Origin of the sequence: Paracoccus everestensis (genome assembly GCF_021491915.1) — a bacterium.
GTDB classification, from domain to species: Bacteria; Pseudomonadota; Alphaproteobacteria; order Rhodobacterales; family Rhodobacteraceae; genus Paracoccus; species Paracoccus everestensis.
Genome location: NZ_CP090836.1, coordinates 2503999 through 2526888, shown reverse-complemented (window position 1 = coordinate 2526888; position 22890 = coordinate 2503999). Strand labels below are relative to the sequence as shown.

Here is a 22890-nt window from a genome sequence, read left to right as displayed (position 1 = left end):
GGCGGTTGCAGGCTGCGGGATATGTCGGGAACGACCGTCCCCTCACACTTTTTCGGTCAGTTCCGGCACGAGGGTGAACAGATCCCCCACCAGGCCGTAGTCGGCGATCTGGAAGATCGGGGCTTCCTCGTCCTTGTTGATGGCGACGATGACCTTTGAGTCCTTCATGCCGGCCAGGTGCTGGATCGCGCCCGAGATGCCCACTGCGATGTAAAGCGCCGGCGCCACCACCTTGCCGGTCTGGCCCACCTGCCAGTCGTTCGGGGCATAGCCCGAGTCCACCGCCGCGCGGGATGCGCCAACGGCGGCGCCCAGCTTGTCGGCCAGGGCCTCGATGATCGCGAACTGCTCCTTGGAGCCCACGCCGCGCCCGCCCGAGACCACCCGGCCCGCCGCCGTCAGCTCGGGCCGGTCCGAGGCCGCCACCTCGTCGCCGATCCAGGACGACAGGGCCGGGTCATCGGCAAGGCTCGCGTCGCTGATGGGGGCGCTGTTGCCCGTGCCCGCCGCCTCGAAGCTGGCGGTGCGGATGGTCATGACCTTTTTCGGGTCGCGCGAGCGCACCGTCTGGATGGCGTTGCCGGCATAGACCGGGCGCTCGAAGGTGTCGGCGTCGATCACCTTGGACACTTCGGGGATCACCATCACGTCGAGCATCGCCGCCACGCGCGGCATCACGTTCTTGGCGTCCGTGGTGGCGGGGGCTGCGATGTGATCGTAATCACCCGCGAGGCTGGCCAGCAGCGCGGCGGTGGGTTCGGCCAGGCGGTGGCCATAGCGGGCATCCTCGGCCACCAGCACCTTTGCAACGCCGGCGATGGTCGCGGCCTCGGCCGCCGCATCCTTGGCATGGGCACCCGCGCACAGCACCGTCACCGCGCCAAGCGCCGCCACCGCGCTCACCGCCTTGGCGGTGGCGTCGCGGTTCAGCACCCCGTTCGTCACCTCGCCCAGAAGAAGAACAGCCATCAGATCACCCCCGCTTCTTTCAGCTTCGACACCAGCTCATCGACCGAGCCCACCTTGATGCCCGCCTGCCGGCCCTCGGGCTCGCGGGTGGACACGACCTCCAGCCGCGGGCTCACGTCCACGCCGTAATCGGCGGCAGTCTTTTCCTCCAAGGGCTTCTTCTTGGCCTTCATGATGTTGGGCAGGCTGGCATAGCGCGGCTCATTGAGCCGCAGGTCGGCCGTCACGATCGCCGGCAGCGCCACCTCGATGGTCTGCAGCCCGCCGTCCACCTCGCGCGTGACGCGGGCCACCTCATCCGCGATCTCGAGCTTGGAGGCGAAGGTCGCCTGGCCCCAGCCCAAGAGCGCCGCCAGCATCTGCCCGGTGGCGTTCATGTCGTTGTCGATGGCCTGCTTGCCCGCGATCACCAGGCGCGGCTGTTCCGCATCGACCACCGCCTTCAAAAGCTTGGCCACCGCCAGCGGCTCGATGTCGGTGTTCACGTCGTCGGAGGCCACCACCAGGATCGCCCGGTCCGCGCCCATCGCCAGCGCAGTGCGCAACGTCTCGGCCGCCTGCTTCACGCCGATCGAGACCACCACGACCTCCGCGGCCGCGCCCTTCTCCTTCAGCCGGATCGCCTCCTCGACCGCGATCTCGTCAAAGGGGTTCATCGACATCTTCACATTGGCCAGGTCAACCCCAGACCCGTCCGCCCGAACCCGAGCCTTCACGTTGTAGTCAATCACCCGTTTCACGGGCACCAAGATCTTCATGGGCTACGCTCTCCCTTGTCTTCACGTGTTGGGGGCAGTGTTAGCGACGGATCGACACGGTTTACAATATAAAAGCGTCCCTCGACGCTGCGTTTGCGCCAGCATCCGGCACGCGAAACGCTTTCAGCGGCTGCTCCCCGGCACCCACAGGATATCGTCGGCACCGCCGTTGTTGGCGACACGGGCTGCCACGAACAGCCAGTCCGACAGGCGGTTCAGGTAACGGATCGCCGCCCCGTTCACGTCGCCGCCGACAGCCAGGTCCGTTGCGCAGCGTTCCGCCCGGCGGGCCACGGTGCGCGCCAGGTGCAGATGCGCCGACAAGACGGAACCGCCCGGCAGGATGAAGCTGCGCAGCGGGTCGAGGTCGGCGTTCATCGCGTCGATCTCCGCCTCCAAGCGGGCAACCTGGCTGTCGATGATGCGCAGGACGGGATGGCCCGCCTGGGCATCGGTGGCCAGGTTCGGACGGGCCAGATCCGCACCAAGGTCGAACAGGTCGTTCTGGATCACGGCTAGCGGCCCTTCCAGATCGCCTGTCGCGTGCAGGCGGCACAGGCCCAGCGTCGCGTTCAATTCATCCACGGTGCCATAGGCCTCGACCCGGGGATCGTGCTTGGCGACGCGCGTGCCGTCGGACAACGCAGTATCGCCCCCATCGCCCGTGCGGGTATAGATCCTGTTCAGAACAACCATCAGCGGCCCCCCAGCCAAACGAACAGCATGATCAGCGCCACCGCCACCGCCTGCGCGATCAGGCGCCATCGCATCATCCGGTTGCCGTGCTTGCGGTTCCAGTCACCGCCCTTTGCAAAGCCGCCGATCCCGGTGGCAAGGATCGCCAGCACCGCCAGCATCGCCAACGCAATCACATAGAACAGGGGTTCGTCCGTCATGCTGCCGCCTTTCGTTGGCCCGGACCCTAGCCGTGGCGCGCGAACCAGTCCAGTGCGCGCGTGGGCAACAGCCGGCGCGCGGTGCCCGACATCCAGGTCGGCGTTGTGACATAATACCGCGGGCGGGGCCGGGATGCCGTCAGCGCATGGACGATCCGGTCGCTGACGGCGGATGGCGGCAGCTCGAAACGGTCCTTGCCGCCGGGTTCGTACAGCCGTTTCAGCAGGGTCGCGCGATATTCGTCCGCGCGGGCGCTGTCTTGCCAGTTCACCCATCGTTCGAAATGGGGGATGGCATTGGCGCGGATGCGGCTGGCGATGGGACCGGGTTCGATCAGGATGATCTTGACCGGGGTGCCCGCCATTTCCAGCCGCAGCACGTCGGTCAGCCCTTCAAGCGCGAATTTCGTCGCGACATAGGGACCGCGCCAGCGGATGCCGATCAGTCCCAGGACCGAGCTGATATTGACGACCCGCCCGCCGTTTTGACGAAAATGCGGGATCATGCGGACGGTCAGGTCGTGGGTGCCGAACAGGTTGGTTTCAAAGATGTCGCGCAGGGCGCCGCGCGGCATATCCTCGACCGCGCCGGGGAGGGCGAAGGCGGCATTGTTGACAAGCGCGTCCAGCGGGCCGCCCGCCAGCACCTGATCGGCCAGCCGTGCCACGCTGTCGCCATCCGACAGTTCCAGGTGGTGGCATTCCATCCCCTCGGCCCGGCGGGCGGCGATATCGGCATCCTTGCGGCAGGTCGCGACGACCTGCCAGCCGGTCCGCTGCATCCGTCGGGCAGCGTCCAGTCCGATGCCGGACGAGCAGCCGGTGATCAGGACGCGTTTCCTCACGGGGCGGTGGCCGACAGAAAGCGGCCCGCGACGTAACCCGTGCGGCCATCGGCGTCACGAACATTGACCCATTCGCCATCCTGAGGCCCGAGCGCCTGCACCCCCGTGCCGCGTTCCAAGGAGGTCACGACCCGGTCCCCGGTCGAGGGTCCGGCGCGGACATTCACCCGGTCGCCAGTGACATACAGGACCGGACCATCGGCAACTGCCACCGGTTCAGGCGTTTCCCCCACATATTCGGGCGACGGTTGCAGCATGGGCCCGGGAAAACGCTGGACCTGTTCGGGCGTTTGCGATTCGGCCTGCACGACGGCGGCGGCGGGGGTCGCCTGCGGTTCGGGGGCAGCGGGGGATGCGGCCCCGGCATCCAGGGCGGCAGGCTGTGGTGGGGGCACGGGACGGCGGTCGGCGCGAAGGTTGCCGTCCCCCCAGACCGACAGGATCACAAACAGGCCCGCCAAGGTCGCCAATAGCAGCGCGCCCAGTTTGATCATGCCTTGCCCCCGCCGGTCCTTGCGGACCTTGTTACCCTATGGTGCCCCGCAACGCCAACGGCGGCACCTGCGTTCCAACGGATTCCCGCTGGACCGCGCGCCCGTCGCGCCCTATCTGAGTGCCCATGTCCAGCCTGCCCATCGACCCCGACGACAATACCCAGACCGAGCCGTTGAGCCGCGCCATCGGCGAGCGGTATCTGACCTATGCCTTGTCCACGATCATGCACCGGGCGCTGCCCGACGCGCGCGACGGGCTGAAGCCGGTGCATCGCCGCATCCTGTATGCGATGCGCGAATTGCGGCTGGCGCCAAACGGGGCGTTCCGCAAGTCGGCCAAGATCACCGGCGACGTGATGGGCAACTATCATCCGCATGGCGACGCTGCGATCTATGACGCCATGGCGCGCCTGGCCCAGGATTTCGCCATGCGCTATCCCCTGGTGAACGGGCAGGGGAACTTTGGCAATATCGACGGGGACAACCCGGCCGCTGCCCGATATACCGAGGCACGGCTGGCGCAAACCTCGGAAAGCCTGATGGAAGGCTTGTCAGAGGATGCGGTGGATTTTCGCCCCAATTACGATGGCACCTTGCAGGAACCCGTGGTCCTGCCGGCGGCATTTCCGAACCTGCTGGCCAATGGCGCGTCGGGGATCGCCGTGGGGATGGCAACCAACATCCCGCCCCATAACCTGCACGAGGTGATCGACGCCTGCCTGCACCTGATCAAGACGCCGGACGCACGCGACGACACGCTGGCGGGCATCCTGCAGGGGCCGGATTTCCCCACCGGCGGCGTGATCGTGGAAAACCGCGAAACCATTGCCGAGATCTATCGCACCGGGCGCGGCGCCTTTCGGGTCCGGGCGCGGTGGGCCGTCGAGGATCTGGGCCGCGGGTTGTGGCAGATCGTCGTGACCGAGATCCCTTACCAGGTCCAGAAATCCCGCCTGATCGAACGCTTGGCCGAACTGATCCAGACGCGCAAGATCCCGATCCTGGCCGATGTCCGCGACGAATCCGCCGAAGACATCCGCATCGTCCTGGAACCAAAGACCCGCACGGTCGATCCCGAACAGCTGATGGGCGCGCTGTTCCGCGTGAGCGATCTGGAACTGCGCTTCAGCATGAACATGAACGTGCTGATCGACGGGCGCGTCCCGAAGGTGTGCAGCCTGAAGGAAGTCCTGCGCGCCTTCCTGGACCACCGCCGGGACGTGCTGGTGCGCCGCGCCAGTTTCCGCCTGGACAAGATCGCCGCCCGGCTGGAGGTGCTGGAAGGCTATCTGATCGCCTATCTGAACCTGGACCGCGTGATCGAGATCATCCGCCAGGAGGATGATCCCAAGGCGGTGATGATCGCCGAGTTCGCCCTGACCGAGGTGCAGGTCGAGGCGATCCTGAACATGCGCCTGCGCGCCCTGCGCAAGCTTGAGGAAATCGAGCTTCGCGCCGAACGCGATGCCTTGCAGGAGGAACGGCAAGCCCTGGAGGCCATGCTGGCGGACGAGCGTGCGCAATGGACCCGCATCAGTGACCAGTTGAAAGAAGTGCGCAACCTGTTCGGCAAGTCGAAGCCCGAGGGCCAGCGCCGCACGCAGATCGCCGAAGCGCAGGACATTGCCCCCCTGGACATGGACTCGATGATCGAGCGCGAGCCGCTGACGGTGATCCTGTCCAAGATGGGCTGGATCCGCGCCATGAAGGGCCACCAGCCGCTGGACGGCGAGGTCAAGTTCAAGGACGGCGACGGACCTGGCATGGCGCTTCATGCGGAAACGACCGACAAGCTGATGGTTTTCGCCAGCAACGGCCGTTTCTATACCCTGCCCGCCAACAGCCTGCCCGGCGGGCGCGGAATGGGCGAACCCCTGCGCCTGATGATCGACCTGCCGAACGAGGCCGAGGTGATCGCCCTGTTCCCCTGGCGCGAGGGCGAACGGTATCTGGTTGCATCCAAGGCGGGGGATGGCTTCATCGTGGGCGCGGGCGACATCCTGGCGCAGACCAAGTCCGGCAAGCAGGTGCTGAACGGGGATGCGCTGCTGTGCCGCCCCGTTGGGGGGGATCATGTCGCCGTGGTTGGAACGAACCGCAAGATGCTGGTCTTTCCAGTGTCCGAGCTGCCCGAGATGTCGCGCGGCAAGGGCGTGCGCTTGCAGAAATACCGCAGCGGCGGCGGCCTGGTGGCCGACGACAGCCTGTCGGACGCGGCCTTCATCACACTGGCCGACGGGCTGCGCTGGCAGGAAAGCGGTGGCCGAACCCGGACGGAACCCGACCTGACCGCCTGGCTGGGCAAGCGCGCGTCCGCAGGCAGCATGGCCCCGCGCGGCTTTCCGCGGGACAACAAGTTCAACTGACGAAGGGCTTACGCCCTTCGGTGCCGTTCTCTCAGGGGGCTTTGCCCCGTCCGCCTTTGGCGGACTCCCCAGGATAGTTGATCCAAGATGAAAGACGGCCCCCTGCCGCGCCGGCATGATGCGGCGGGCAGGGGGCTTTCACCTTGGACGGTCATCGGCGTCCCCGCCTGTGCCGTGATCCCAGTATGGAAGCGGAACTCTTTCAGCTTGGTTAAAATATCCCCGCCAGAGGAAAAAATCCTTTGCCTCGCCTACAGTCCCGAACCGCCAACGGATCCGAAGTATTCTCCGGTGATATAGCTCGCCTCGTCCGATGCCAGCAGCACATAGATCGGCGCCAGTTCCACCGGCTGGCCCGGCCGGCCCAGGGGCTGCGACTTGCCGTGCTCGGCCGCCTTGTCGGTCGGCTGCCCGCCCGAGATTTGAAGCGCCGTCCAGTAGGGGCCGGGACAGACCGCGTTCACGCGGATACCGCGCGGCGCAAGCTGCTTGGCAAGCGACTGGGCGAAGGCGACATTTGCCGCCTTGGATTGGGCATAGTCGAACAGGTGGTTCGACGGCGAGAAAGCCTGCACGGACGAAGTGATGATGATCGACGCGCCCGCCTCCAAATGCGGCAGGGCTGCGCGGGTGACCCAGAAGGGGGCATAGACATTGGTCTTGATCGTGGCGTCGAAGGCCTCGGTCGTCAGATCCTCCAGCTTGTCGCAGAATTGCTGGCGGCCCGCGTTGTTGACCAGGATGTCCAGCCCGCCCAGGCCCTCGACCGCCTTTGTGACCAGGGCCTTGCAGAAGTCCTCGTCCCGCAGGTCGCCGGGAATGGCGATGGCGCGGCGACCCTCGGCCTCGATCAGGGCGATGACCTTGTCAGCGTCTTCCTGTTCGTCGGGCAGATAGTTGATCGCGACATCCGCCCCTTCGCGGGCATAGGCAATGGCGGCCGCCGCGCCGATGCCGCTGTCGCCGCCAGTGATCAGGGCGCGCTTGCCCTTCAGGCGCCCGGTGCCGCGATAGCTGTCCTCGCCGTGGTCGGGCAGCGGGTTCATCCGGCTTGCCAGTCCGGGAAAGGGCTGTTCCTGTTTCGGAAAGTCGGGCCGGGGCAGGCGCGGGCCGCTGATCGCGCCGCTGCGGAAAGGTTGGTCGGTGGTCATGATGGGCTGTCCTTTCGGGTTGCCCTGTCCAACAAGCCCCGTCCGCAAGGGTTCCCGCTTACTGCCGCCGGACCCATTTCCAGCCGTTGATCATCGGCCGGACAAGATCCTCTCGCTTCCAAAACCGGTAAAAGGCGATCACCGCCCAGTGCAGCAGCACCAGGATCAGGATCAGATCGGCGCCACGGTGATGCCATTGCAGCGCCATGCGCGACGTGGCGGAACTGACCTGCCCAGCCAGCGGGCCGACATTGATGTAATCGTCGGGATCGGCGAACAGGCCGGTCGTGACCTGCAGGACCAGCACTGCCAGCATGGCCAGGACCGCCAAGGCGCCCACGGGGCTGTGTCCGGGCCAGTGGCTGGGCCGGGGGCGGACCATTTCCCGCACATAGCCCAGAACGGCGCGCGGTCCCCTGACAAAGCGGGTAAACCGCGCGGGGGCCGGGCCCACAACGCCCCAGACCAGCCGGAAAATCAGCAGGGCTATGACCCCATAGCCCAACCAGAAATGCAGCGTCATGTCAGAGGGGCCGATCTTGCCCAGAAGCCAGTTCGAAACGACCAGCAGCGCCAAGGCCCAGTGAAACGCCCGCAGCGCCGGATCCCAGATCCTTTCGCGCTGCGCCGGGCGTCCCGCCATCAGTCGGCCTTGCGGTAATTGTCGTGGCAAGCCTTGCAGGCGCCGCCGATCTTTTGCAGCACCGGCCCAAGGTTTTCCTGCCCGCCCTTGACGGCGTCCGGGCTGCCCGCCGCAGCCTCGCCCAAGGCGGCGAACTTGGCGCGGAAATCGTCGGGCTTTTCCCAGATCGCGGGCAGGGCGTCGGAGTCGTCGTTATCTTCGGACGACGTGCCTTCAATGAACAAAGCCGGGGCGTCGTATTGCGTCAAGGCGACGATGTTCGCGGCAGCCCTGGTCGCGGCAGCCTCGTCATAGGCGATCTCGCCCTTTGCCATGCCGGAAAGCTGCCCCATGTTGATGCCAAGCATGGTCATGAAGCCGTGCCGCGCCTCGATGGCCTTCTCGGCGGCTTCTTCGGCGGATTGCGCAAGCGCAAGGCCCGGCAAGGCAAGAACAAGGGTGACGGCAAGGGCTTTGACGGGGGTCATGGGCTGGCTCCTTACAGGGACTGGCGATGATGACGACACAACTGTCAGGAAAAGAGTGGCAGGATCAAAAGCCTGGATCAATTGGACTGAAGGGCAATTGCGGATTTGGAAAGGCGGCCCCGAAGGACCGCCTAAGCCGTCAATTGTAAAGCTTGGTCACGCCCACTTCGGCATGGATGTCGTTGACCGCCGGGCGGTCCAGTTTCAACGCGCGGGCCAGCCGGTCCAGGTAACGGGCTTCTTCCTCGTGATCCAGGTCGATGGCCAGAAGCGACATCAGGTAAACCTGGGATTCCAGGCCTGGGGGAACTTCGCGGGCCAGGGCCTCGGGGTCCACGGGCGCGGCCATCTGGTCGCGGATGAACTGGCGTTCCTCATCGTCCAGGTCGTCGCCCAGCTTGCCCAGCAGGCGCTGTTTTTCCGCCTCGTCCACGGTGCCGTCGGATTTGGCGGCTTGGATCATCGCGCGCAGCATCAGCCCGGCTACGGCGTTCTGTTCCGGGGTGGGCGCGATTTCAGGTTCGTCCTGCTTGACGACGGCATCGTTGAACAACTCGCCAAAGCTGGCATCGTTGGTGCGTTGTGAATCCTTGCGGGCCAGGCTCCCAGCCATGCCGCCCGCGGCCGCACCGCCCAGAAGACCGCCCAGCAGGTCGCCAAGACCCCCGCTGCTGCCCGCACTGCGGGTCTTGGTGCCGCCGCCAAGCTGGCCCAGCAGATCGCCAAGCCCGCCGCCGCTGCTGCCACTGGTGCGGGCCTTGTTGGTCAGGCCGTCCAGAAGCCCGCCCAGCCCGCCCGACGCACCACGAGAGTTCGGCCCGCCATAGCGCGATCCGCCGCCCGGGCGCCCTCCGCCCAGAACCTGGCCCAGCATATCGCCCAGGCCGCCGCTGCCCTGGCCAGAAGCGGTGTTGTTTCCGAACAGATCGCCCAGAAGCCCGCCCTGGCCGGTGCGGTGCTGCGTGATCCTGTCACCCGGCCTCCCTTGCGGGCGTTGCTGCTGCATGGCCGCGCCCAGGCCCTTGGCAAGAATGACACCGGCCGCGACACGGCCCAGGGTTTTCATCAGGCTCATCGAACATATCCTCCATTGCCGGGTATGGCCGACAAGGCCATTCCGGTTCGCCCCCGAACAGATATGCGTGCCGAATGGTTCCGCAGGGCGCCCGGAACGGCGCCCCCTTAAGGTGCCGGGGGACGCGCGGGCACCCTTGATTTTCCCCAGTCCTGCTTATACATCGCGGCGCACGTCAATTCGGGGCCGTCTTCGCCATGCCCCGCGATCAGGAGGCCATCATGGCAAAGGCAAAGTTTGAACGGACGAAACCGCATGTCAACATTGGCACGATTGGCCATGTTGACCACGGCAAGACGACGCTGACGGCTGCGATCACGAAGTATTTCGGCGAATTCCGGGCTTATGACCAGATCGACGGGGCGCCCGAGGAGCGGGCGCGCGGGATCACGATCTCGACGGCGCATGTGGAATACGAATCGGAAAACCGCCACTACGCGCATGTCGACTGCCCGGGCCACGCCGACTATGTGAAGAACATGATCACGGGCGCGGCGCAGATGGACGGCGCGATCCTGGTGGTGAACGCCGCCGACGGTCCGATGCCGCAAACGCGCGAGCACATCCTGCTTGGTCGCCAGGTGGGCATTCCCTACATGGTCGTCTACCTCAACAAGGTCGACCAGGTCGATGACGAGGAACTGCTGGAGCTGGTCGAGATGGAGGTGCGCGAACTGCTGTCCTCCTACGACTATCCGGGCGACGACATTCCGATCATCAAGGGCTCGGCCCTGGCGGCGCTGGAAGGCCGCGATCCCGAGATCGGCGAGAACTCGATCCGGGCGCTGATCGCGGCGGTGGACGAATACATCCCGACCCCCGAGCGCGCCATCGACCAGCCGTTCCTGATGCCGATCGAGGACGTGTTCTCGATCTCGGGCCGCGGCACGGTCGTCACCGGCCGGATCGAGCGCGGTGCGGTCAACGTGGGCGACGAGCTGGAGATCGTGGGCATCCGCGACACCCGCAAGACCACCTGCACGGGCGTCGAGATGTTCCGCAAGCTCTTGGACCGCGGGGAAGCGGGCGACAACGTGGGCGTTCTGCTGCGCGGCATCGACCGTGACGGGGTGGAGCGCGGCCAGGTGCTGTGCAAGCCGAAGTCGGTGAACCCGCACACCACCTTCGAGGCCGAGGCCTATATCCTGACCAAGGAGGAAGGCGGCCGCCACACGCCGTTCTTCGCCAACTACCGCCCGCAGTTCTACTTCCGGACCACGGACGTGACCGGCACCGTCAAGCTGCCCGAGGGCACCGAGATGGTGATGCCGGGCGACAACCTGAAGTTCGAGGTCGAGCTGATCGCGCCGATCGCGATGGAAGAAAAGCTGCGCTTCGCCATCCGCGAAGGCGGCCGCACCGTCGGCGCCGGCGTGGTCTCCAAGATCATCAAGTGATCTAGACCGCATCGCGGTGAGAACAAGGCCCGTCCCGAAAGGGGCGGGTTTCTTTAATTTGCAAGAGTAAACTGAGTTCAAGATGTTCCATACCACACTTTATCGTCTTGAACGGAGCCAGAAACGTGTCTTGGCTATCCTAGGAATTTTATTTTTGATCCTTTCGATAGGCTGGTTTTTTTTCAGAGCTATACGATCGAAGTTTTCCTATGGAGCCCATCGTAGTATTTGTTGGCGGCACTGCGACGCTTCTAGCGTCAATTTGGCCGTGGAAGCCCATTATACAGACCGGCGTCTGAAAGGGCGGGCTTCAGTGGACTATATGTCTAACGACCATAAGTTTGTTATTGGTCGAGAGGAACTCTGCTTTACCTTGAAGTTCTCCAAGGCCAGTGATCAAAATATATATTTATATAGTGATCCCCCTGACATTGACGCTATTGCTTTGGCCCATGGATCGGGCCGACCCAATGAAATCCGCGATGCCACGGCCTTAGATTATAGTAACCGTGCCATTTCTGCGGCAGAGAGCAATGTAGTCATCATGCGAAACCAGCATGGTAACTATGCTGCAGTGACAATATGCGATGTCAAAGATTTAACTCGGGGCGATGATAGAGATGAGGTAACGATTTCATGGATGATTAATCCTGAACAAGGAACAGACTTCTCTTAGCATCTGCTGGTTGCCAGATGGCGCAGGGTGAGTGCTTTGCATGCATAATTCTCCCCATCCTCCTTTAACCAAACCTTGCATTGACCCGCCGTCTATCCTGCCGCAGGATCGGTCCATCGGACTCTTTCGGATCAAGCCCATGTGCCAGATCTTCGCGGGGCAAGACCCCGACCGCTATGAAACCGTAACCCGCCGCCTGCGGCTGAACGGGCAATCGACCTCGATCCGGCTGGAACGGGCGTTCTGGCGGATCCTCGATGACATCGCCGCGCGGCAGGGGGTGACGACGCCCGCCTTCATCTCCAAGCTTCATGCCGAGGTTCTGGAACTGCACGGCGAGGCGCGCAACTTCACCTCGCTTCTGCGCTGCGCCTGCACGATCCACCTGGGCGAGGATCAGTTCACCCCCACCGCCATCGCCGCCGAATAAAGCGCGCTTGTAGTAATCCGTTACTACCCAGCCGGATTCGGCCACCCTAGACTGGTTCCCAGGAAGACAAGAAGGGAACCCTATGGCGAAATATGTCCATTCCATGATCCGCGTCCTGGACGAGGCGCGCTCGGTCGAATTCTATGACCGCTGCTTCGGGCTGAAGGTGGCCGAACGCCTGGATTTCCCGGACTTCACGCTGGTCTATCTGGCGAATGGCGAAAGCGAGACGGAACTGGAACTGACCGTCAACAAGGGCCGGACCGAACCCTATGCCCTGGGCGACGGCTATGGGCACATCGCCTTTACCGTGGATGACGTGGACGCCCTGCACGCGAAACTGGAGGCCGAAGGCCTTGAACCGCGCAAGCTGGTGGATTTCGCCCCGGGCCGCGAGGTGATCGCCCGGTTCTTCTTTATCGCCGATCCCGATGGCTATCAGATCGAGGTGATCCAGCGGGGCGGCCGTTACAAATAGCGCGCCATCGGGGGAGGGGAGACCCCCAAGGCGCGCAGGCAAGGGGAGGAGAGGATATGACCCGAATGAACAAGCAGGGGCTGACCCGCCGCGCGCTTTTGTCGCGTGCGGTGGCGGCCGGGGCGCTGGCCATCGTAGGGCCTGGCTTCATCGCGGCGACCGACGCCGCCTGGGCCGTCGAGGTGACGGCGATCAGCGAACATCAGATGGCGACGCTGTTGCAGATGGCGCGCGACATCTATCCACACGACCGGGTAGGCGACCGCTTCTATGCGGTGGCGATCAAGTCCTATGACGTGACCGAGCAGAAGGAGATGGTGGCCGAGGGCATCGCCGCACTGGACGAGGCGGCGAAGAAGGCCGGCTTCGACAACTATCTGGCCGCCGGGTGGGAGGATGATCGCGTGGCGATCCTGCGGTCCATCCAGGACACGCCCTTCTTCCAGACCGTCCGGGGCGGGCTGGTGACGGGGCTTTATAACCAGAAGGATATCTGGCCGATCTTCGGCTACGAGGGCGAGTCCTTCTCGCAGGGCGGTTACATCGACCGCGGCTTTGACGACATCGACTGGTTGTGAGGGGGCAGCTACCATGGCGAAGGCAGCGAAATTCGAACTGACCGACGACAGCGTGGTCGTCATCGTGGGCACCGGCGCGGGCGGCGGGGTGCTGGCCAACGAACTGGCGCAAAAGGGAGTCAAGGTCGTCTCCCTTGAAGCGGGCGGGCGCTATCTGCCCGAGGATTACGTCAACGACGAATGGGAAAGCTTTGGCCAGCTTGCCTGGACCGACCCGCGCACGACCAGCGGCGACTGGCGCGTGGCCAAGGATTTTTCCGGCCTGCCCGCCTGGATCGTCAAGGCGGTGGGCGGCACCAGCATCCATTGGGCGGGCGCATCCCTGCGGTTCCAGGACCATGAATGGAAGGCGCGCACCACCTACGGCGGAGTTCCGGGCGCAAGCCTGCTGGACTGGCCGCTGGATGCGGCCGAAATGGCCCCCTGGTATGACAAGGCCGAAGCCAAGCTGGGCGTGACCGGCGTCGGGGGACGGGCGCGTTTGCCGGGCAGCAACAACTACAAGGTCTTCGAAAAGGGCGCCTTGGCCGTCGGCTATAAGGAAGTTCATACTGGGAACATGGCGATCAACAGCGCCGATTATGACGGGCGGATGGCCTGCCAGCAGACGGGTTTCTGCTTTCAGGGCTGCAAGTGGGGGGCAAAGTGGTCCTCGGCCTATACCGACATTCCGAATGGCGAGGCGACCGGCAACCTCGAGGTGCGGGACCACGCCCATGTCGCGCGGATCCTGCATGACGACAGCGGCAAGGTGACGGGGGTCGAGTATTTCGACAAGGACGGCAACCTGCAGATGCAGAAGGCGCGCATTGTCGCCGTGGCGGGCAACAGCTTCGAATCCCCGCGCCTGTTGTTGAATTCGCATTCGGCGATGTTCCCGGACGGGCTGGCCAACAGTTCGGGCCAAGTCGGGCGCAACTATATGCGCCACACCACCGGATCGGTTTACGCGACCTTTGAACAGCCGGTGCGGATGTGGCGCGGCACGACCATGGCGGGCATCATGCGCGACGAGGCCAGGCACGATCCGTCGCGCGGCTTTGTCGGCGGCTACGAGCTTGAGACGCTGAGCTTGGGGCTGCCCTTCATGGCCGCCTTCCTGGATCCGGGTGGCTGGGGACGCGAGTTCACGACCGCGCTTGACAGCTATGAAAACATGGCGGGCCTTTGGATCGTGGGCGAGGATATGCCCCAAGCCGACAACCGCGTCACCCTGGCGGATACCGAAGATGCGTTCGGCCTGAAGGTCGCGAATGTCAATTTCAGCGACCACCCGAACGATATCGCCATGCGCAACCATGCCTATGGACGGGGGCAGGCGATCTACAAGGCGGTGGGGGCCACGCGGATCCTGCCGACGCCGCCCTATCCATCCACACACAACCTGGGTACCAACCGAATGTCGGAACGCCCCGAGGATGGCGTGGTCGACCGCAACGGGCGGGCGCATGACGTGGCGAACCTGTTCGTGTCGGACGGCAGCCAGTTCACCACCGGGGCTGCGGAAAACCCGACGCTGACCATCGTCGCCCTGGCGATCCGGCAGGCCGATCACATCGCCAGGGAAATGGCGGCGGGCAATGTCTGACGAAACCGCCCGCTGGCAGGGGATTGCCAGCGGGTTTTCCGCCTGCATGATGGTCCTGCGCGACCGACAGGGGATGTGTCATGAAGACCTATCACGGAAGCTGCTTCTGCGGCGCCATAGCCTTCGAGGCCGACGGCGATCTGGCTGATGGCACCATGCGGTGCAACTGCCGGTTCTGTCGCAAGATGCGCTATTGGGAAATGCTTCTGCCGGATCCGGACGGGTTGCGCTTGCTGCGGGGCGCAGATGCCCTGGCCGAAACGCCCCGGATGCAGGATGACGGGCTGGATATGCACCACGTCTTCTGCGGGCGCTGCGGGACGCGGCTGTGGACCCAGGGGAACCTGGCGGAACTGGGCGGGCGCTTCACGATGGTCTTCGTCCCGGCCCTGGACGATGTGCCGGAGGAAGAACTGATCGCCGTTCCCGTGTTTCATGCCGACGGGGCGCATGACGATTGGAAAAGCGAGGCGCGGGAAACGCGCCACCTCTAGAACCTGCGCCGCAAGCCAGGGCTGCGGCGCATCCATCGCCTACTGGCCGTCCACCGCGGCCTGGTTGACCCCGCCCTCGGCGATGCGGGTCATGTGTTCGTCGCCTTCGCGGGTGCTGTCCAGGCATTCCTGAAGCGCGGCCCCGTCGTCGTCATGGCCCAGACGGTTCGCAAAGGTCCGCACGCAGCCATAGCCCGCGATGGCGTAATGGGTCAGCCGCTGATACTGGGTGATGATCGCTGCGTCCTGCGTGTCCTCGTCGCCGAAGTCGGTTTCGATGGCGTGCTTGCGGGCCTCTGCCACCAGGCCTTCCATCCCCCGGCAGTGTTCGCCGGTCGGATCGGTATCGTGCTGGTTGCAGATGCTGGCCAGGGTTTCCATGCCGCGCGCAATGCCCTGATTGCCGGCGATCAGCGCCTCGGACAGTTCCCGAGACTTGGCGACGCGGCCCATTTCGGTGACGATCGCCATGGATTGCTTGCAGGCGGAATAAAGGTCTTTCAGCTGGTGCAGGTAAAGGTCGTTCAGGTTCTTGATCGCCATGATCTGTGTCCTTTCGGGTGGCAGTCTTTTCATCTCGTGCAACGTGCGTCCTGTCGCATCGTTCCAGGGCACCGCGGCTTGACACGAGGCACCGATGGGTCCAGCAAGCGCACCCTGCCTGATCCTGTTCACGACATTCCGGTGACGCCATGTTTTCGTGGTTCGAACGACGCATCGACCCTTATCCGACCGAAACGCCGGAGATGCCGCCCCGGTCGCTAGTCCGGTTCGTGCTGTATTACAGCCAGGGCGCGATCCCGTGGCTGCTGCTGGTGGCCGTTACGTCGTCCCTGATCGCGATCGTCGAGGTCGTGCTGTTCGGCTGGTTGGGCGAATTGATCGACCAGTTGTCGCAAACCCCGCGCGACCAGTTCTGGGATCTGCACGGCGGGCGGCTGGCCTTCATGGCCCTTGTGCTTCTGCTGGTGCTGCCCGCGCTGAACCTGCTGGGATCCCTGGTCCTGTATCAGGGTTTGATGGGCAATTTCCCGCAGCGCATCCGCTGGCGGGCGCACCGGTATCTGCTGCGCCAGTCGGTCGGATACTTCCAGGACGAATTCGCGGGCCGGATCGCGCAGCGGCTGATGCAGACGGCCCTGGCCGTGCGCGAGGTCGCGATGAAGGCCATGGATGTGGGCAGCTATGTCGTGATCTATTTCCTGGGCGCGCTGATCCTGGCGGCCAGCCAGGACTGGCGCCTGGCGCTGCCCTTTCTGGCCTGGGTCGCGGCCTATGGGATCATGCTGTGGCAGATCGTGCCGCGGCTGGGCCGGGTCGCGCAGGCCCAGGCGGATGCACGCTCGGGCATGACGGGCCGGGTCGTGGACAGCTATACCAACATCGCGACGGTCAAGCTGTTTTCCCATTCCTCGCGCGAGGAATCTTGGATGCGCGACGGCATGGATGCCTTTCTGCAAACGGTTTATGTGCAGATGCGCTTGTCCAGCATCCAGGACATCGCGCTGAACGTGATCAACGTGGCCTTGGTCGCCTCCGTCGCGGGCGTCGGGCTGTGGCTGTGGACGGGCGGGCTGATCGAGGTCGGCGCGGTGGCCGTAGCCGTTCCCCTGGCGATGCGGATGAACAACATGGCGCACTGGATCATGTGGGAATTCGCGGCCCTGTTCGAGAATATCGGCACCGTGCGCGACGGCATCTCCAGCCTTGCCCTGCCGCGAGAGGTCAAGGACGCACCCGATGCCAAGCCCCTGGTCCGGGGGCCGGGCGCTGTCAGCTTTGACAACGTCACCTTCCGCTATCGCGGCATGGAGGGCGCGCAGCCGATGGCGGTTCTGGACGACCTGACCCTGCACGTCGCGCCGGGCGAACGGGTCGGGCTGGTCGGCCGGTCGGGGGCAGGGAAATCCACCCTGATCAACCTGCTGCTGCGCTTTCACGACATCGAACAAGGCCGGATCACCATCGACGGGCAGGACGTGTCCCGCGTGACCCAGGACAGCCTGCGCAGGGCCATCGGCGTGGTGACGCAGGACAGCTCGCTTCTGCACAGATCCGTGCGCGACAACATCGCCTATGGCCGCCCCGACGCGACCGAGGAGGAGATCGCCCAGGCCCTGCGCATGGCCGAGGCGCATGATTTCGTGCCGCTTCTGTCGGACAGCCAGGGCCGCCGGGGTCTTGAAGCCCATGTCGGGGAACGCGGCGTCAAGCTGTCGGGCGGGCAGCGCCAGCGCATCGCCATCGCCCGCGTGGCCCTGAAGGACGCGCCTATCCTGATCCTGGACGAGGCGACGAGTGCCCTGGACAGCGAGGCCGAGGCCGCCATCCAGTCCCGCCTGGACGTGCTGATGGCTGGCAAGACCGTGATCGCCATCGCCCACCGCCTGTCCACCATTGCCGCGATGGACCGGCTGATCGTCATGGACGGCGGCCGGATCATCGAACAAGGCAGCCACGCCGACCTGCTGGCCGGGGACGGGCTGTATGCCCGGCTGTGGGCGCGGCAGTCCGGCGGGTTCCTGGCGGCAGACACCGACGCCTGAGGCGCGTTTCCCCGCTTGACGCGCCCTTGCGCAAACCCTATCAGACCCCCACTGCAGGGGTTTAGCTCAGTTGGTAGAGCATCGGTCTCCAAAACCGAGGGTCGTGGGTTCGAGTCCCCCAACCCCTGCCAGTCTTCCAGACATCACCGATCACGCAGACTTTCGCGCGCCAGGGCCGCGATCAGGTCCGTGCGCGTGACGATGCCTGCGATGCGCCCGTCCTCCAGCACCGGCACGGCGTCGGTGCCGCTGGACGCAAGGTGCGGCAGCAGCGCGGCAATCGGCGTGTCGGGCCGGGCCGTGGGCAGGCGGTCCCCCATCACGTCGGCGGCACGCAGGTCCGATCCCGCGCGCGACAGCCTGCCATCGGGGCGGAACCGGGCATGGGCGCGGGCGATCAGGTGCAACTGGAAGATCACCCCCAGATAGCGCCCTTCCGGTCCCACCACCGGCAGCGACGTGAAGCCGTGCCGCGAAAACAGCGCCGCGATGTCCAGCAAGGGCATGGCGGGATCCACCGTCACCAGGTCGGTTGACATGATGTCGCCCGCGGTCTGCGGCTGGATGCGGTGGGATGCCGCCTGCATCTCGGCTGCGGCGATCAGGCGGGCCAGATCCTCGACCCCCAGGTTCAGCGCCTGGTTATAGCGGACCAGGATGCCCGCCAGCTCGTCCTCGGTCAGGCCCAGCCGCTCGGGCGGGGCGGGATCGGTGGTGCCGCTGGGATTGACCTCTCCGAACCGGCGAAAGGGATAGCGCCGCCCGGTCGCATGGGCATAGACAAAGGCGATCGCCACCAGCAGCGCCGTTCCCGCCGCCACCGGCATGAAGGCAAAGCCCAGACCCAGGGGCGCGATCTTGTCCGCCCCGATGGCCACCGTCATCGCCACCGCGCCGCCCGGTGGATGCGTGGCCCGGCACAGCGCCATCGCCATGATCGCCGCCCCGACCGACAGCGGAACGGCAATCACCGGATCGCCCGCCAGACGGCAAACCAGCAGCGCCACAAGGGCCGACAGCGTATTGCCGACAATCGCGGGCCAGGGCTGTGCCAACGGGCTGTTCGGGGCGGCAAAGATCAGGACCGAGGTCGCCCCGAAAGGCGCGATCAGATAGATGCCCAGCCACAATTCGGGCGCGGCGAGGATCGCCAGACCCCCGGCCACGGCAAGACCGATGATGGCGCCGACGCCCGCGCGCAGCGCCTCGGCCGCGGGAACGGCGGCGACGGTCGGTCCCAGGGACCGGAACCGGGAATGGCCCGTCTGGTCGACAAGGATGCGCATGATCCGGCCCTTTGCTATTGCGAACCGACCCCTAGGAAATGGGCAGGCGGGCTGCAAGCCGTCAGCGCCGCTGTTCCGACCTTTGCAGGCTGGCCGCTGCCTTGCGCATTCCAGTGATTTGCCCGTGGTATCGGGCTTCGAGGCGGCGGGGCAGGGCGGGACAATACACCGCGCGCAACCGGATCGTCAGCACCGGACAATCCATGGGCTTTGCGATCGGGCCATCCAGAACCATTGCAACGCGTTTCGCAAGCCTGCGCGTGAAGCGGACGCGACCCGGCAGTCACGAGTGGACCTGCAACGGCGGGCTTGAATCACAGGGCCGCGGCGGATACATGGGCGGTCGTCTTGTCAAGGAGCCTGCCGTGGCCACCAATCCCGTCCAGTTCATCAACCAGGTCCGCGCCGAGGCGGCCAAGATTTCCTGGCCGACCCGGCGCGAGGTGATCACGACGACGATCATGGTCCTGATCCTGGCCGCGCTGTTCAGCGTGTTCTTTTCCCTGGTGGATTTCGCCATCCGTTTCGGAATCACCGAAGGGCTGCGCTTGATCGCCAACTGATCGGGGCTTGCATTCGGGACCGTCAAGGGGTATTTGCCCCCGACTGTCCGGCAGACGGCGTGCATCGAATCCGCGTGCGCGCCGATTTCGATTTTGACGGACGCATGAGAATTCAAGGGGTTGTCGGGCCTGGGCCTGGGTGATTCCCGCAGACGAACAGGGGTTTGATCGAACATGGCAAAGCGTTGGTATTCGGTCAGCGTCCTGTCGAACTTCGAAAAGAAGGTCGCCGAGGCGATTCGTCAGGCCGTCGCCGAAAAGGGCCTGGAAGACCAGATCGACGAGGTGCTGGTCCCGACCGAGGAAGTGATCGAAATCCGCCGCGGCAAGAAGGTCACGTCCGAACGCCGCTTCATGCCGGGTTACGTGCTGGTCCACATGGATATGTCGGACCGCACCTATCACCTGGTGAACTCGATCAACCGCGTCACCGGGTTTCTGGGCGCGCAAGGCAAGCCCCAGCCGATGCGCGACGACGAGGTGAACGGGATGCTGAACCGGCGCGAGGATGGCGAAAAGGCTGCGCCGCGCAACTTGATCCGCTTTGACGTGGGCGAAAAGGTGAACGTGACCGATGGCCCGTTCGAAGGCTTCTCGGGCATGGTCGAGGAAGTGGACGAGGCATCGTCGCGCATCAAGGTGACGGTGTCGATCTTTGGCCGGCCCACGCCGGTCGAACTGGAATTCACGCAGGTCGCCAAGACTGCGTGATCGTGCGCGGGAGGCGTGAAGCCGCACCGCTAAGTCGGCCCGCATCGCGGGCGTGATGACAAAGGAGAAGGCCCCATGGCCAAGAAAGTCGTCGGCAGCCTCAAGCTGCAAATCAAGGCGGGCCAAGCCAACCCGTCGCCCCCCGTCGGCCCCGCACTGGGTCAGCGCGGGATCAACATCATGGCCTTCTGCAAGGAATTCAACGCCCGCACGCAGGAGATGGAGCAGGGTTCCCCCGTTCCGGTCGTGATCACCTATTACGCCGACAAGTCGTTCAGCTTCGACACGAAGACCGCGCCTGCGTCCTTCCTGCTGAAGAAGGCCGCTGGCCTGAAGCCAGTGGGCAAGCGCAACCGCGCCAAGGGTTCGGACAAGCCGGGCCGCACGGTCGCCGGTTCCATCACCGTCAAGCAGGTGCGCGAGATCGCCGAAGCCAAGATGAAGGACCTGTCGGCCAATGATGTCGAACAGGCGATGAAGATCATCCTGGGTTCCGCCCGGTCGATCGGTATCGAGGTGAAAGGCTAAGCCATGGCGAAGATTTCCAAGAAAAAAGCCGCCGCCCGCGCCCAGTTCGAAGGCAAGGCCAACCTGACCGTCGAAGACGCGATCACCCTGGTCAAGGGCGCGGCATCGGCCAAGTTCGACGAGACGGTCGAGATCGCACTGAACCTGGGCGTCGATCCCCGCCATGCCGACCAGATGGTCCGCGGCGTGGTCACGCTGCCCGCAGGCACCGGCAAGGACGTTCGCGTCGCCGTCTTCGCCCGTGGCCCCAAGGCTGACGAAGCCAAGGCCGCCGGTGCGGATATCGTGGGCGCCGAAGACCTGATGGAGACGATCCAGTCCGGCAAAATCGAGTTCGACCGTTGCATCGCGACGCCGGACATGATGCCGCTGGTCGGTCGGCTGGGCAAGATCCTCGGCCCGCGCAACCTGATGCCGAACCCCAAGGTCGGCACGGTGACGATGGACGTGAAATCGGCCGTCGAGGCCGCCAAGGGCGGCGAAGTCCAGTTCAAGGCCGAAAAGGCGGGCGTGGTCCATGCCGGGATCGGCAAGGTGTCGTTTGACGCCGACAAGCTGGCCGTGAACCTGCGCGCCTTCGTGGACGCGGTCAGCCGCGCCAAGCCCTCGGGTGCGAAAGGGACTTACATGAAGAAAGTCTCGATCAGCTCGACCATGGGGCCGGGCGTGTCGGTGGACGTGTCCTCCGCGACCGCGAGCTAAGATTTCCGGCGCAAGCCGGGATGGCGGGGCGCCTGTCGCCCCGTCCTGTCCGAGACGGAGGGTGCGGGGAAACCCGCTTAATGTCCTTCCTGAGATAGGGAAGCATTTTTCCGAAGGCTCTTTCTTCGGTGATCTTGCCCTAGCGGACCCGACCTGCCCCCCGTGGGGCGGGAAAAGTGAGAGCCGGGGGGAAACCCCCAACTTGGAGTGAAACCGTGGATAGAGCACAAAAAGAACAGCTGGTCGAAGAACTCGGCCAGATCTTTGAAAGCTCTGGCGTCGTGGTGGTTGCCCACTACGAGGGGATGACGGTTGCACATATGCAGGATCTCCGCTCGCGCATGCGCGAAGCCGGCGGTTCGGTTCGCGTGGCCAAGAACAAGCTCGCCAAGATCGCCCTGGAAGGTAAGGCCTGCGCAAGCATCGCCGACTATCTGACGGGCATGACCGTGATCACCTATTCGGAAGATCCGACCGCTGCGGCCCGGATCGCCGACAAATACGCCAAGGACAACGATCGTTTCGTGATCCTGGGCGGTGCAATGGGTGATTCGGCTCTGGATCCGGCCGGTGTGAAAGCCGTCGCCTCGATGCCGTCGCGTGAAGAGCTTATTGCTCAGATCGTGTCGTGCCTTGGTGCGCCTGCTGCCAACATCGCCGGCGCCATTGGCGCGCCTGCTTCGAACATCGCGAGCATTCTTACGACCCTTGAGGAACGTGAGGCTGCGTAAGCAACCCCAATTCCCGCGTGTGGTTGAAAACCCGACGTTGGAACATTAACTGAGAGAACGGAAAAATGGCTGATCTGAAACAACTCGCCGAACAAATCGTGGGCCTGACCCTGCTGCAAGCCCAGGAACTGAAGACCATCCTGAAAGACGAATACGGCATCGAGCCGGCTGCCGGTGGCGCCGTCATGATGGCCGGCCCGGCCTCGGGCCCGGCTGAAGCCGCCGAAGAAAAGACCGAATTCGACGTCGTTCTGGTCGAAGCCGGCGCCAACAAGATCAACGTGATCAAGGAAGTGCGCGCGATCACCGGCCTGGGCCTGAAAGAAGCCAAGGATCTGGTCGAAGCTGGCGGCAAGGTCAAGGAAGGCGCTTCCAAGGCCGATGGCGAAGAAATGAAGAAGAAGCTCGAAGCGGCTGGTGCCAAGGTCGAGCTGAAGTAATCGGCCTTTTGGCTGGTTCGAACAGGGCAGGGTCCGGGATTTCCCGGTCCCTGCCGAACCTGTCTTGAAGGGCGGTCT

Annotated in this window: 27 protein-coding genes and 1 tRNA gene; 16 read left to right on the top strand and 12 right to left on the bottom strand. The window is 64.7% G+C overall.

What is annotated here, in order from left to right; all coding sequences use genetic code 11:
- Window positions 1-42 precede the first annotated feature (42 nt).
- The 6 genes from LZ585_RS12545 to LZ585_RS12520 all read right to left on the bottom strand — a co-directional run bounded on the left by LZ585_RS12545 (window position 43) and on the right by LZ585_RS12520 (window position 3962).
- Window positions 43-969 (bottom strand): electron transfer flavoprotein subunit alpha/FixB family protein, encoded by a 927-nt coding sequence (locus LZ585_RS12545; protein WP_234853874.1) that lies wholly within the window; start codon window positions 967-969, stop codon window positions 43-45.
- On the bottom strand, window positions 969-1727 hold the full coding sequence (locus tag LZ585_RS12540; protein WP_234853873.1) for an electron transfer flavoprotein subunit beta/FixA family protein: 759 nt from the start codon (window positions 1725-1727) through the stop codon (window positions 969-971). The genes LZ585_RS12545 and LZ585_RS12540 overlap by 1 nt, the downstream gene beginning before the upstream one ends.
- 123 nt (window positions 1728-1850) lie before the next feature.
- Window positions 1851-2423, bottom strand: coding sequence for a cob(I)yrinic acid a,c-diamide adenosyltransferase (locus tag LZ585_RS12535; RefSeq protein ID WP_234853872.1), 573 nt, complete (start codon window positions 2421-2423; stop codon window positions 1851-1853).
- The gene (locus tag LZ585_RS12530; protein ID WP_234853871.1) at window positions 2423-2623 is read right to left on the bottom strand and encodes a twin transmembrane helix small protein; all 201 of its coding nucleotides are present in this window, start codon (window positions 2621-2623) and stop codon (window positions 2423-2425) included. The genes LZ585_RS12535 and LZ585_RS12530 overlap by 1 nt, the downstream gene beginning before the upstream one ends.
- Window positions 2624-2649: 26 nt before the next feature.
- Window positions 2650-3468, bottom strand: a complete 819-nt coding sequence (locus tag LZ585_RS12525; protein WP_256445618.1) for an SDR family NAD(P)-dependent oxidoreductase — start codon at window positions 3466-3468, stop codon at window positions 2650-2652.
- Window positions 3465-3962 (bottom strand): SH3 domain-containing protein, encoded by a 498-nt coding sequence (locus LZ585_RS12520; RefSeq protein ID WP_234853870.1) that lies wholly within the window; start codon window positions 3960-3962, stop codon window positions 3465-3467. The genes LZ585_RS12525 and LZ585_RS12520 overlap by 4 nt, the downstream gene beginning before the upstream one ends.
- 125 nt (window positions 3963-4087) lie before the next feature.
- Here LZ585_RS12520 and parC point away from each other — a divergent pair, with 125 nt between their 5' ends.
- Window positions 4088-6328, top strand: a complete 2241-nt coding sequence (gene parC / locus LZ585_RS12515; protein ID WP_234853869.1) for a DNA topoisomerase IV subunit A — start codon at window positions 4088-4090, stop codon at window positions 6326-6328.
- Between the two features lie 251 nt (window positions 6329-6579).
- Here the strand turns inward: parC and LZ585_RS12510 are convergent, their stop codons facing one another.
- The 4 genes from LZ585_RS12510 to LZ585_RS12495 form a co-directional block, all read right to left on the bottom strand.
- A complete protein-coding gene (locus LZ585_RS12510) occupies window positions 6580-7479 on the bottom strand; it encodes an SDR family oxidoreductase (protein WP_234853868.1) in 900 nt (299 codons plus the stop codon).
- A gap of 58 nt (window positions 7480-7537) precedes the next feature.
- Window positions 7538-8122, bottom strand: coding sequence for a cytochrome b/b6 domain-containing protein (locus LZ585_RS12505; protein WP_234853867.1), 585 nt, complete (start codon window positions 8120-8122; stop codon window positions 7538-7540).
- On the bottom strand, window positions 8122-8589 hold the full coding sequence (locus LZ585_RS12500; RefSeq protein ID WP_234853866.1) for a c-type cytochrome: 468 nt from the start codon (window positions 8587-8589) through the stop codon (window positions 8122-8124). The genes LZ585_RS12505 and LZ585_RS12500 overlap by 1 nt, the downstream gene beginning before the upstream one ends.
- Before the next feature lie 139 nt (window positions 8590-8728).
- Window positions 8729-9664 (bottom strand): tellurite resistance TerB family protein, encoded by a 936-nt coding sequence (locus LZ585_RS12495; RefSeq protein ID WP_234853865.1) that lies wholly within the window; start codon window positions 9662-9664, stop codon window positions 8729-8731.
- Between the two features lie 221 nt (window positions 9665-9885).
- Here LZ585_RS12495 and tuf point away from each other — a divergent pair, with 221 nt between their 5' ends.
- The 7 genes from tuf (at window position 9886) to LZ585_RS12460 (ending at window position 15305) form a co-directional block, all read left to right on the top strand.
- Entirely contained in the window at window positions 9886-11061 is a 1176-nt protein-coding gene (gene tuf / locus LZ585_RS12490; protein WP_234853844.1) for an elongation factor Tu, read from the top strand.
- Between the two features lie 82 nt (window positions 11062-11143).
- Entirely contained in the window at window positions 11144-11737 is a 594-nt protein-coding gene (locus LZ585_RS12485) for a hypothetical protein (protein WP_234853864.1), read from the top strand.
- A gap of 139 nt (window positions 11738-11876) precedes the next feature.
- Window positions 11877-12167 (top strand): ribbon-helix-helix domain-containing protein, encoded by a 291-nt coding sequence (locus LZ585_RS12480; protein ID WP_234853863.1) that lies wholly within the window; start codon window positions 11877-11879, stop codon window positions 12165-12167.
- Between the two features lie 82 nt (window positions 12168-12249).
- The gene (locus LZ585_RS12475) at window positions 12250-12645 is read left to right on the top strand and encodes a VOC family protein (RefSeq protein WP_234853862.1); all 396 of its coding nucleotides are present in this window, start codon (window positions 12250-12252) and stop codon (window positions 12643-12645) included.
- 56 nt (window positions 12646-12701) lie between these two features.
- On the top strand, window positions 12702-13223 hold the full coding sequence (locus tag LZ585_RS12470; protein WP_234853861.1) for a gluconate 2-dehydrogenase subunit 3 family protein: 522 nt from the start codon (window positions 12702-12704) through the stop codon (window positions 13221-13223).
- A gap of 13 nt (window positions 13224-13236) precedes the next feature.
- Window positions 13237-14811, top strand: coding sequence for a GMC family oxidoreductase (locus LZ585_RS12465; protein ID WP_234853860.1), 1575 nt, complete (start codon window positions 13237-13239; stop codon window positions 14809-14811).
- Between the two features lie 80 nt (window positions 14812-14891).
- The gene (locus tag LZ585_RS12460) at window positions 14892-15305 is read left to right on the top strand and encodes a GFA family protein (RefSeq protein ID WP_234853859.1); all 414 of its coding nucleotides are present in this window, start codon (window positions 14892-14894) and stop codon (window positions 15303-15305) included.
- A 39-nt stretch (window positions 15306-15344) separates the two neighbouring features.
- Here LZ585_RS12460 and LZ585_RS12455 read toward each other — a convergent pair whose 3' ends face one another.
- Complete coding sequence (locus LZ585_RS12455; RefSeq protein ID WP_234853858.1) at window positions 15345-15848, bottom strand: ferritin-like domain-containing protein; 504 nt, start codon at window positions 15846-15848, stop codon at window positions 15345-15347.
- Between the two features lie 149 nt (window positions 15849-15997).
- On the opposite strand from LZ585_RS12455, the gene LZ585_RS12450 reads away from it, so the two are divergent.
- A complete protein-coding gene (locus LZ585_RS12450; protein WP_234853857.1) occupies window positions 15998-17851 on the top strand; it encodes an ABC transporter ATP-binding protein in 1854 nt (617 codons plus the stop codon).
- 55 nt (window positions 17852-17906) lie between these two features.
- Window positions 17907-17982: transfer RNA gene (locus LZ585_RS12445), tRNA-Trp, on the top strand.
- A gap of 12 nt (window positions 17983-17994) precedes the next feature.
- Here LZ585_RS12445 and LZ585_RS12440 read toward each other — a convergent pair.
- On the bottom strand, window positions 17995-19137 hold the full coding sequence (locus tag LZ585_RS12440; protein ID WP_234853856.1) for an HPP family protein: 1143 nt from the start codon (window positions 19135-19137) through the stop codon (window positions 17995-17997).
- A gap of 335 nt (window positions 19138-19472) precedes the next feature.
- On the opposite strand from LZ585_RS12440, the gene secE reads away from it, so the two are divergent.
- From secE to rplL, 6 genes are all read left to right on the top strand, one after another.
- Window positions 19473-19700: a preprotein translocase subunit SecE gene (gene secE / locus LZ585_RS12435; protein ID WP_234853855.1), complete on the top strand. Its 228-nt coding sequence runs from the start codon at window positions 19473-19475 to the stop codon at window positions 19698-19700.
- 174 nt (window positions 19701-19874) lie between these two features.
- On the top strand, window positions 19875-20411 hold the full coding sequence (nusG, locus tag LZ585_RS12430) for a transcription termination/antitermination protein NusG (RefSeq protein ID WP_234853854.1): 537 nt from the start codon (window positions 19875-19877) through the stop codon (window positions 20409-20411).
- Between the two features lie 75 nt (window positions 20412-20486).
- Complete coding sequence (rplK, locus tag LZ585_RS12425; protein WP_234853853.1) at window positions 20487-20939, top strand: 50S ribosomal protein L11; 453 nt, start codon at window positions 20487-20489, stop codon at window positions 20937-20939.
- 3 nt (window positions 20940-20942) lie between these two features.
- Window positions 20943-21641, top strand: a complete 699-nt coding sequence (rplA, locus tag LZ585_RS12420; RefSeq protein ID WP_234853852.1) for a 50S ribosomal protein L1 — start codon at window positions 20943-20945, stop codon at window positions 21639-21641.
- A gap of 215 nt (window positions 21642-21856) precedes the next feature.
- Window positions 21857-22372: a 50S ribosomal protein L10 gene (gene rplJ / locus LZ585_RS12415; protein ID WP_234853851.1), complete on the top strand. Its 516-nt coding sequence runs from the start codon at window positions 21857-21859 to the stop codon at window positions 22370-22372.
- 65 nt (window positions 22373-22437) lie between these two features.
- Entirely contained in the window at window positions 22438-22812 is a 375-nt protein-coding gene (gene rplL, locus LZ585_RS12410) for a 50S ribosomal protein L7/L12 (RefSeq protein ID WP_234853850.1), read from the top strand.
- The last annotated feature ends 78 nt before the right edge of the window (window positions 22813-22890 follow it).

Excerpts from the sequence above, each read along its gene's own strand:
- LZ585_RS12545 (WP_234853874.1), bottom strand. The coding sequence starts at position 969 with ATGGCTGTTCTTCTTCTGGGCGAGGTGACGAACGGGGTGCTGAACCGC.
- LZ585_RS12540 (WP_234853873.1), bottom strand. The coding sequence starts at position 1,727 with ATGAAGATCTTGGTGCCCGTGAAACGGGTGATTGACTACAACGTGAAG.
- LZ585_RS12535 (WP_234853872.1), bottom strand. The coding sequence starts at position 2,423 with ATGGTTGTTCTGAACAGGATCTATACCCGCACGGGCGATGGGGGCGAT.
- LZ585_RS12530 (WP_234853871.1), bottom strand. The coding sequence starts at position 2,623 with ATGACGGACGAACCCCTGTTCTATGTGATTGCGTTGGCGATGCTGGCG.
- LZ585_RS12520 (WP_234853870.1), bottom strand. The coding sequence starts at position 3,962 with ATGATCAAACTGGGCGCGCTGCTATTGGCGACCTTGGCGGGCCTGTTT.
- parC (WP_234853869.1), top strand. The coding sequence starts at position 4,088 with ATGTCCAGCCTGCCCATCGACCCCGACGACAATACCCAGACCGAGCCG.
- LZ585_RS12510 (WP_234853868.1), bottom strand. The coding sequence starts at position 7,479 with ATGACCACCGACCAACCTTTCCGCAGCGGCGCGATCAGCGGCCCGCGC.
- LZ585_RS12505 (WP_234853867.1), bottom strand. The coding sequence starts at position 8,122 with ATGGCGGGACGCCCGGCGCAGCGCGAAAGGATCTGGGATCCGGCGCTG.
- LZ585_RS12500 (WP_234853866.1), bottom strand. The coding sequence starts at position 8,589 with ATGACCCCCGTCAAAGCCCTTGCCGTCACCCTTGTTCTTGCCTTGCCG.
- LZ585_RS12495 (WP_234853865.1), bottom strand. The coding sequence starts at position 9,664 with ATGAGCCTGATGAAAACCCTGGGCCGTGTCGCGGCCGGTGTCATTCTT.
- tuf (WP_234853844.1), top strand. The coding sequence starts at position 9,886 with ATGGCAAAGGCAAAGTTTGAACGGACGAAACCGCATGTCAACATTGGC.
- LZ585_RS12485 (WP_234853864.1), top strand. The coding sequence starts at position 11,144 with ATGTTCCATACCACACTTTATCGTCTTGAACGGAGCCAGAAACGTGTC.
- LZ585_RS12480 (WP_234853863.1), top strand. The coding sequence starts at position 11,877 with ATGTGCCAGATCTTCGCGGGGCAAGACCCCGACCGCTATGAAACCGTA.
- LZ585_RS12475 (WP_234853862.1), top strand. The coding sequence starts at position 12,250 with ATGGCGAAATATGTCCATTCCATGATCCGCGTCCTGGACGAGGCGCGC.
- LZ585_RS12470 (WP_234853861.1), top strand. The coding sequence starts at position 12,702 with ATGACCCGAATGAACAAGCAGGGGCTGACCCGCCGCGCGCTTTTGTCG.
- LZ585_RS12465 (WP_234853860.1), top strand. The coding sequence starts at position 13,237 with ATGGCGAAGGCAGCGAAATTCGAACTGACCGACGACAGCGTGGTCGTC.
- LZ585_RS12460 (WP_234853859.1), top strand. The coding sequence starts at position 14,892 with ATGAAGACCTATCACGGAAGCTGCTTCTGCGGCGCCATAGCCTTCGAG.
- LZ585_RS12455 (WP_234853858.1), bottom strand. The coding sequence starts at position 15,848 with ATGGCGATCAAGAACCTGAACGACCTTTACCTGCACCAGCTGAAAGAC.
- LZ585_RS12450 (WP_234853857.1), top strand. The coding sequence starts at position 15,998 with ATGTTTTCGTGGTTCGAACGACGCATCGACCCTTATCCGACCGAAACG.
- LZ585_RS12440 (WP_234853856.1), bottom strand. The coding sequence starts at position 19,137 with ATGCGCATCCTTGTCGACCAGACGGGCCATTCCCGGTTCCGGTCCCTG.
- secE (WP_234853855.1), top strand. The coding sequence starts at position 19,473 with ATGGGCGGTCGTCTTGTCAAGGAGCCTGCCGTGGCCACCAATCCCGTC.
- nusG (WP_234853854.1), top strand. The coding sequence starts at position 19,875 with ATGGCAAAGCGTTGGTATTCGGTCAGCGTCCTGTCGAACTTCGAAAAG.
- rplK (WP_234853853.1), top strand. The coding sequence starts at position 20,487 with ATGGCCAAGAAAGTCGTCGGCAGCCTCAAGCTGCAAATCAAGGCGGGC.
- rplA (WP_234853852.1), top strand. The coding sequence starts at position 20,943 with ATGGCGAAGATTTCCAAGAAAAAAGCCGCCGCCCGCGCCCAGTTCGAA.
- rplL (WP_234853850.1), top strand. The coding sequence starts at position 22,438 with ATGGCTGATCTGAAACAACTCGCCGAACAAATCGTGGGCCTGACCCTG.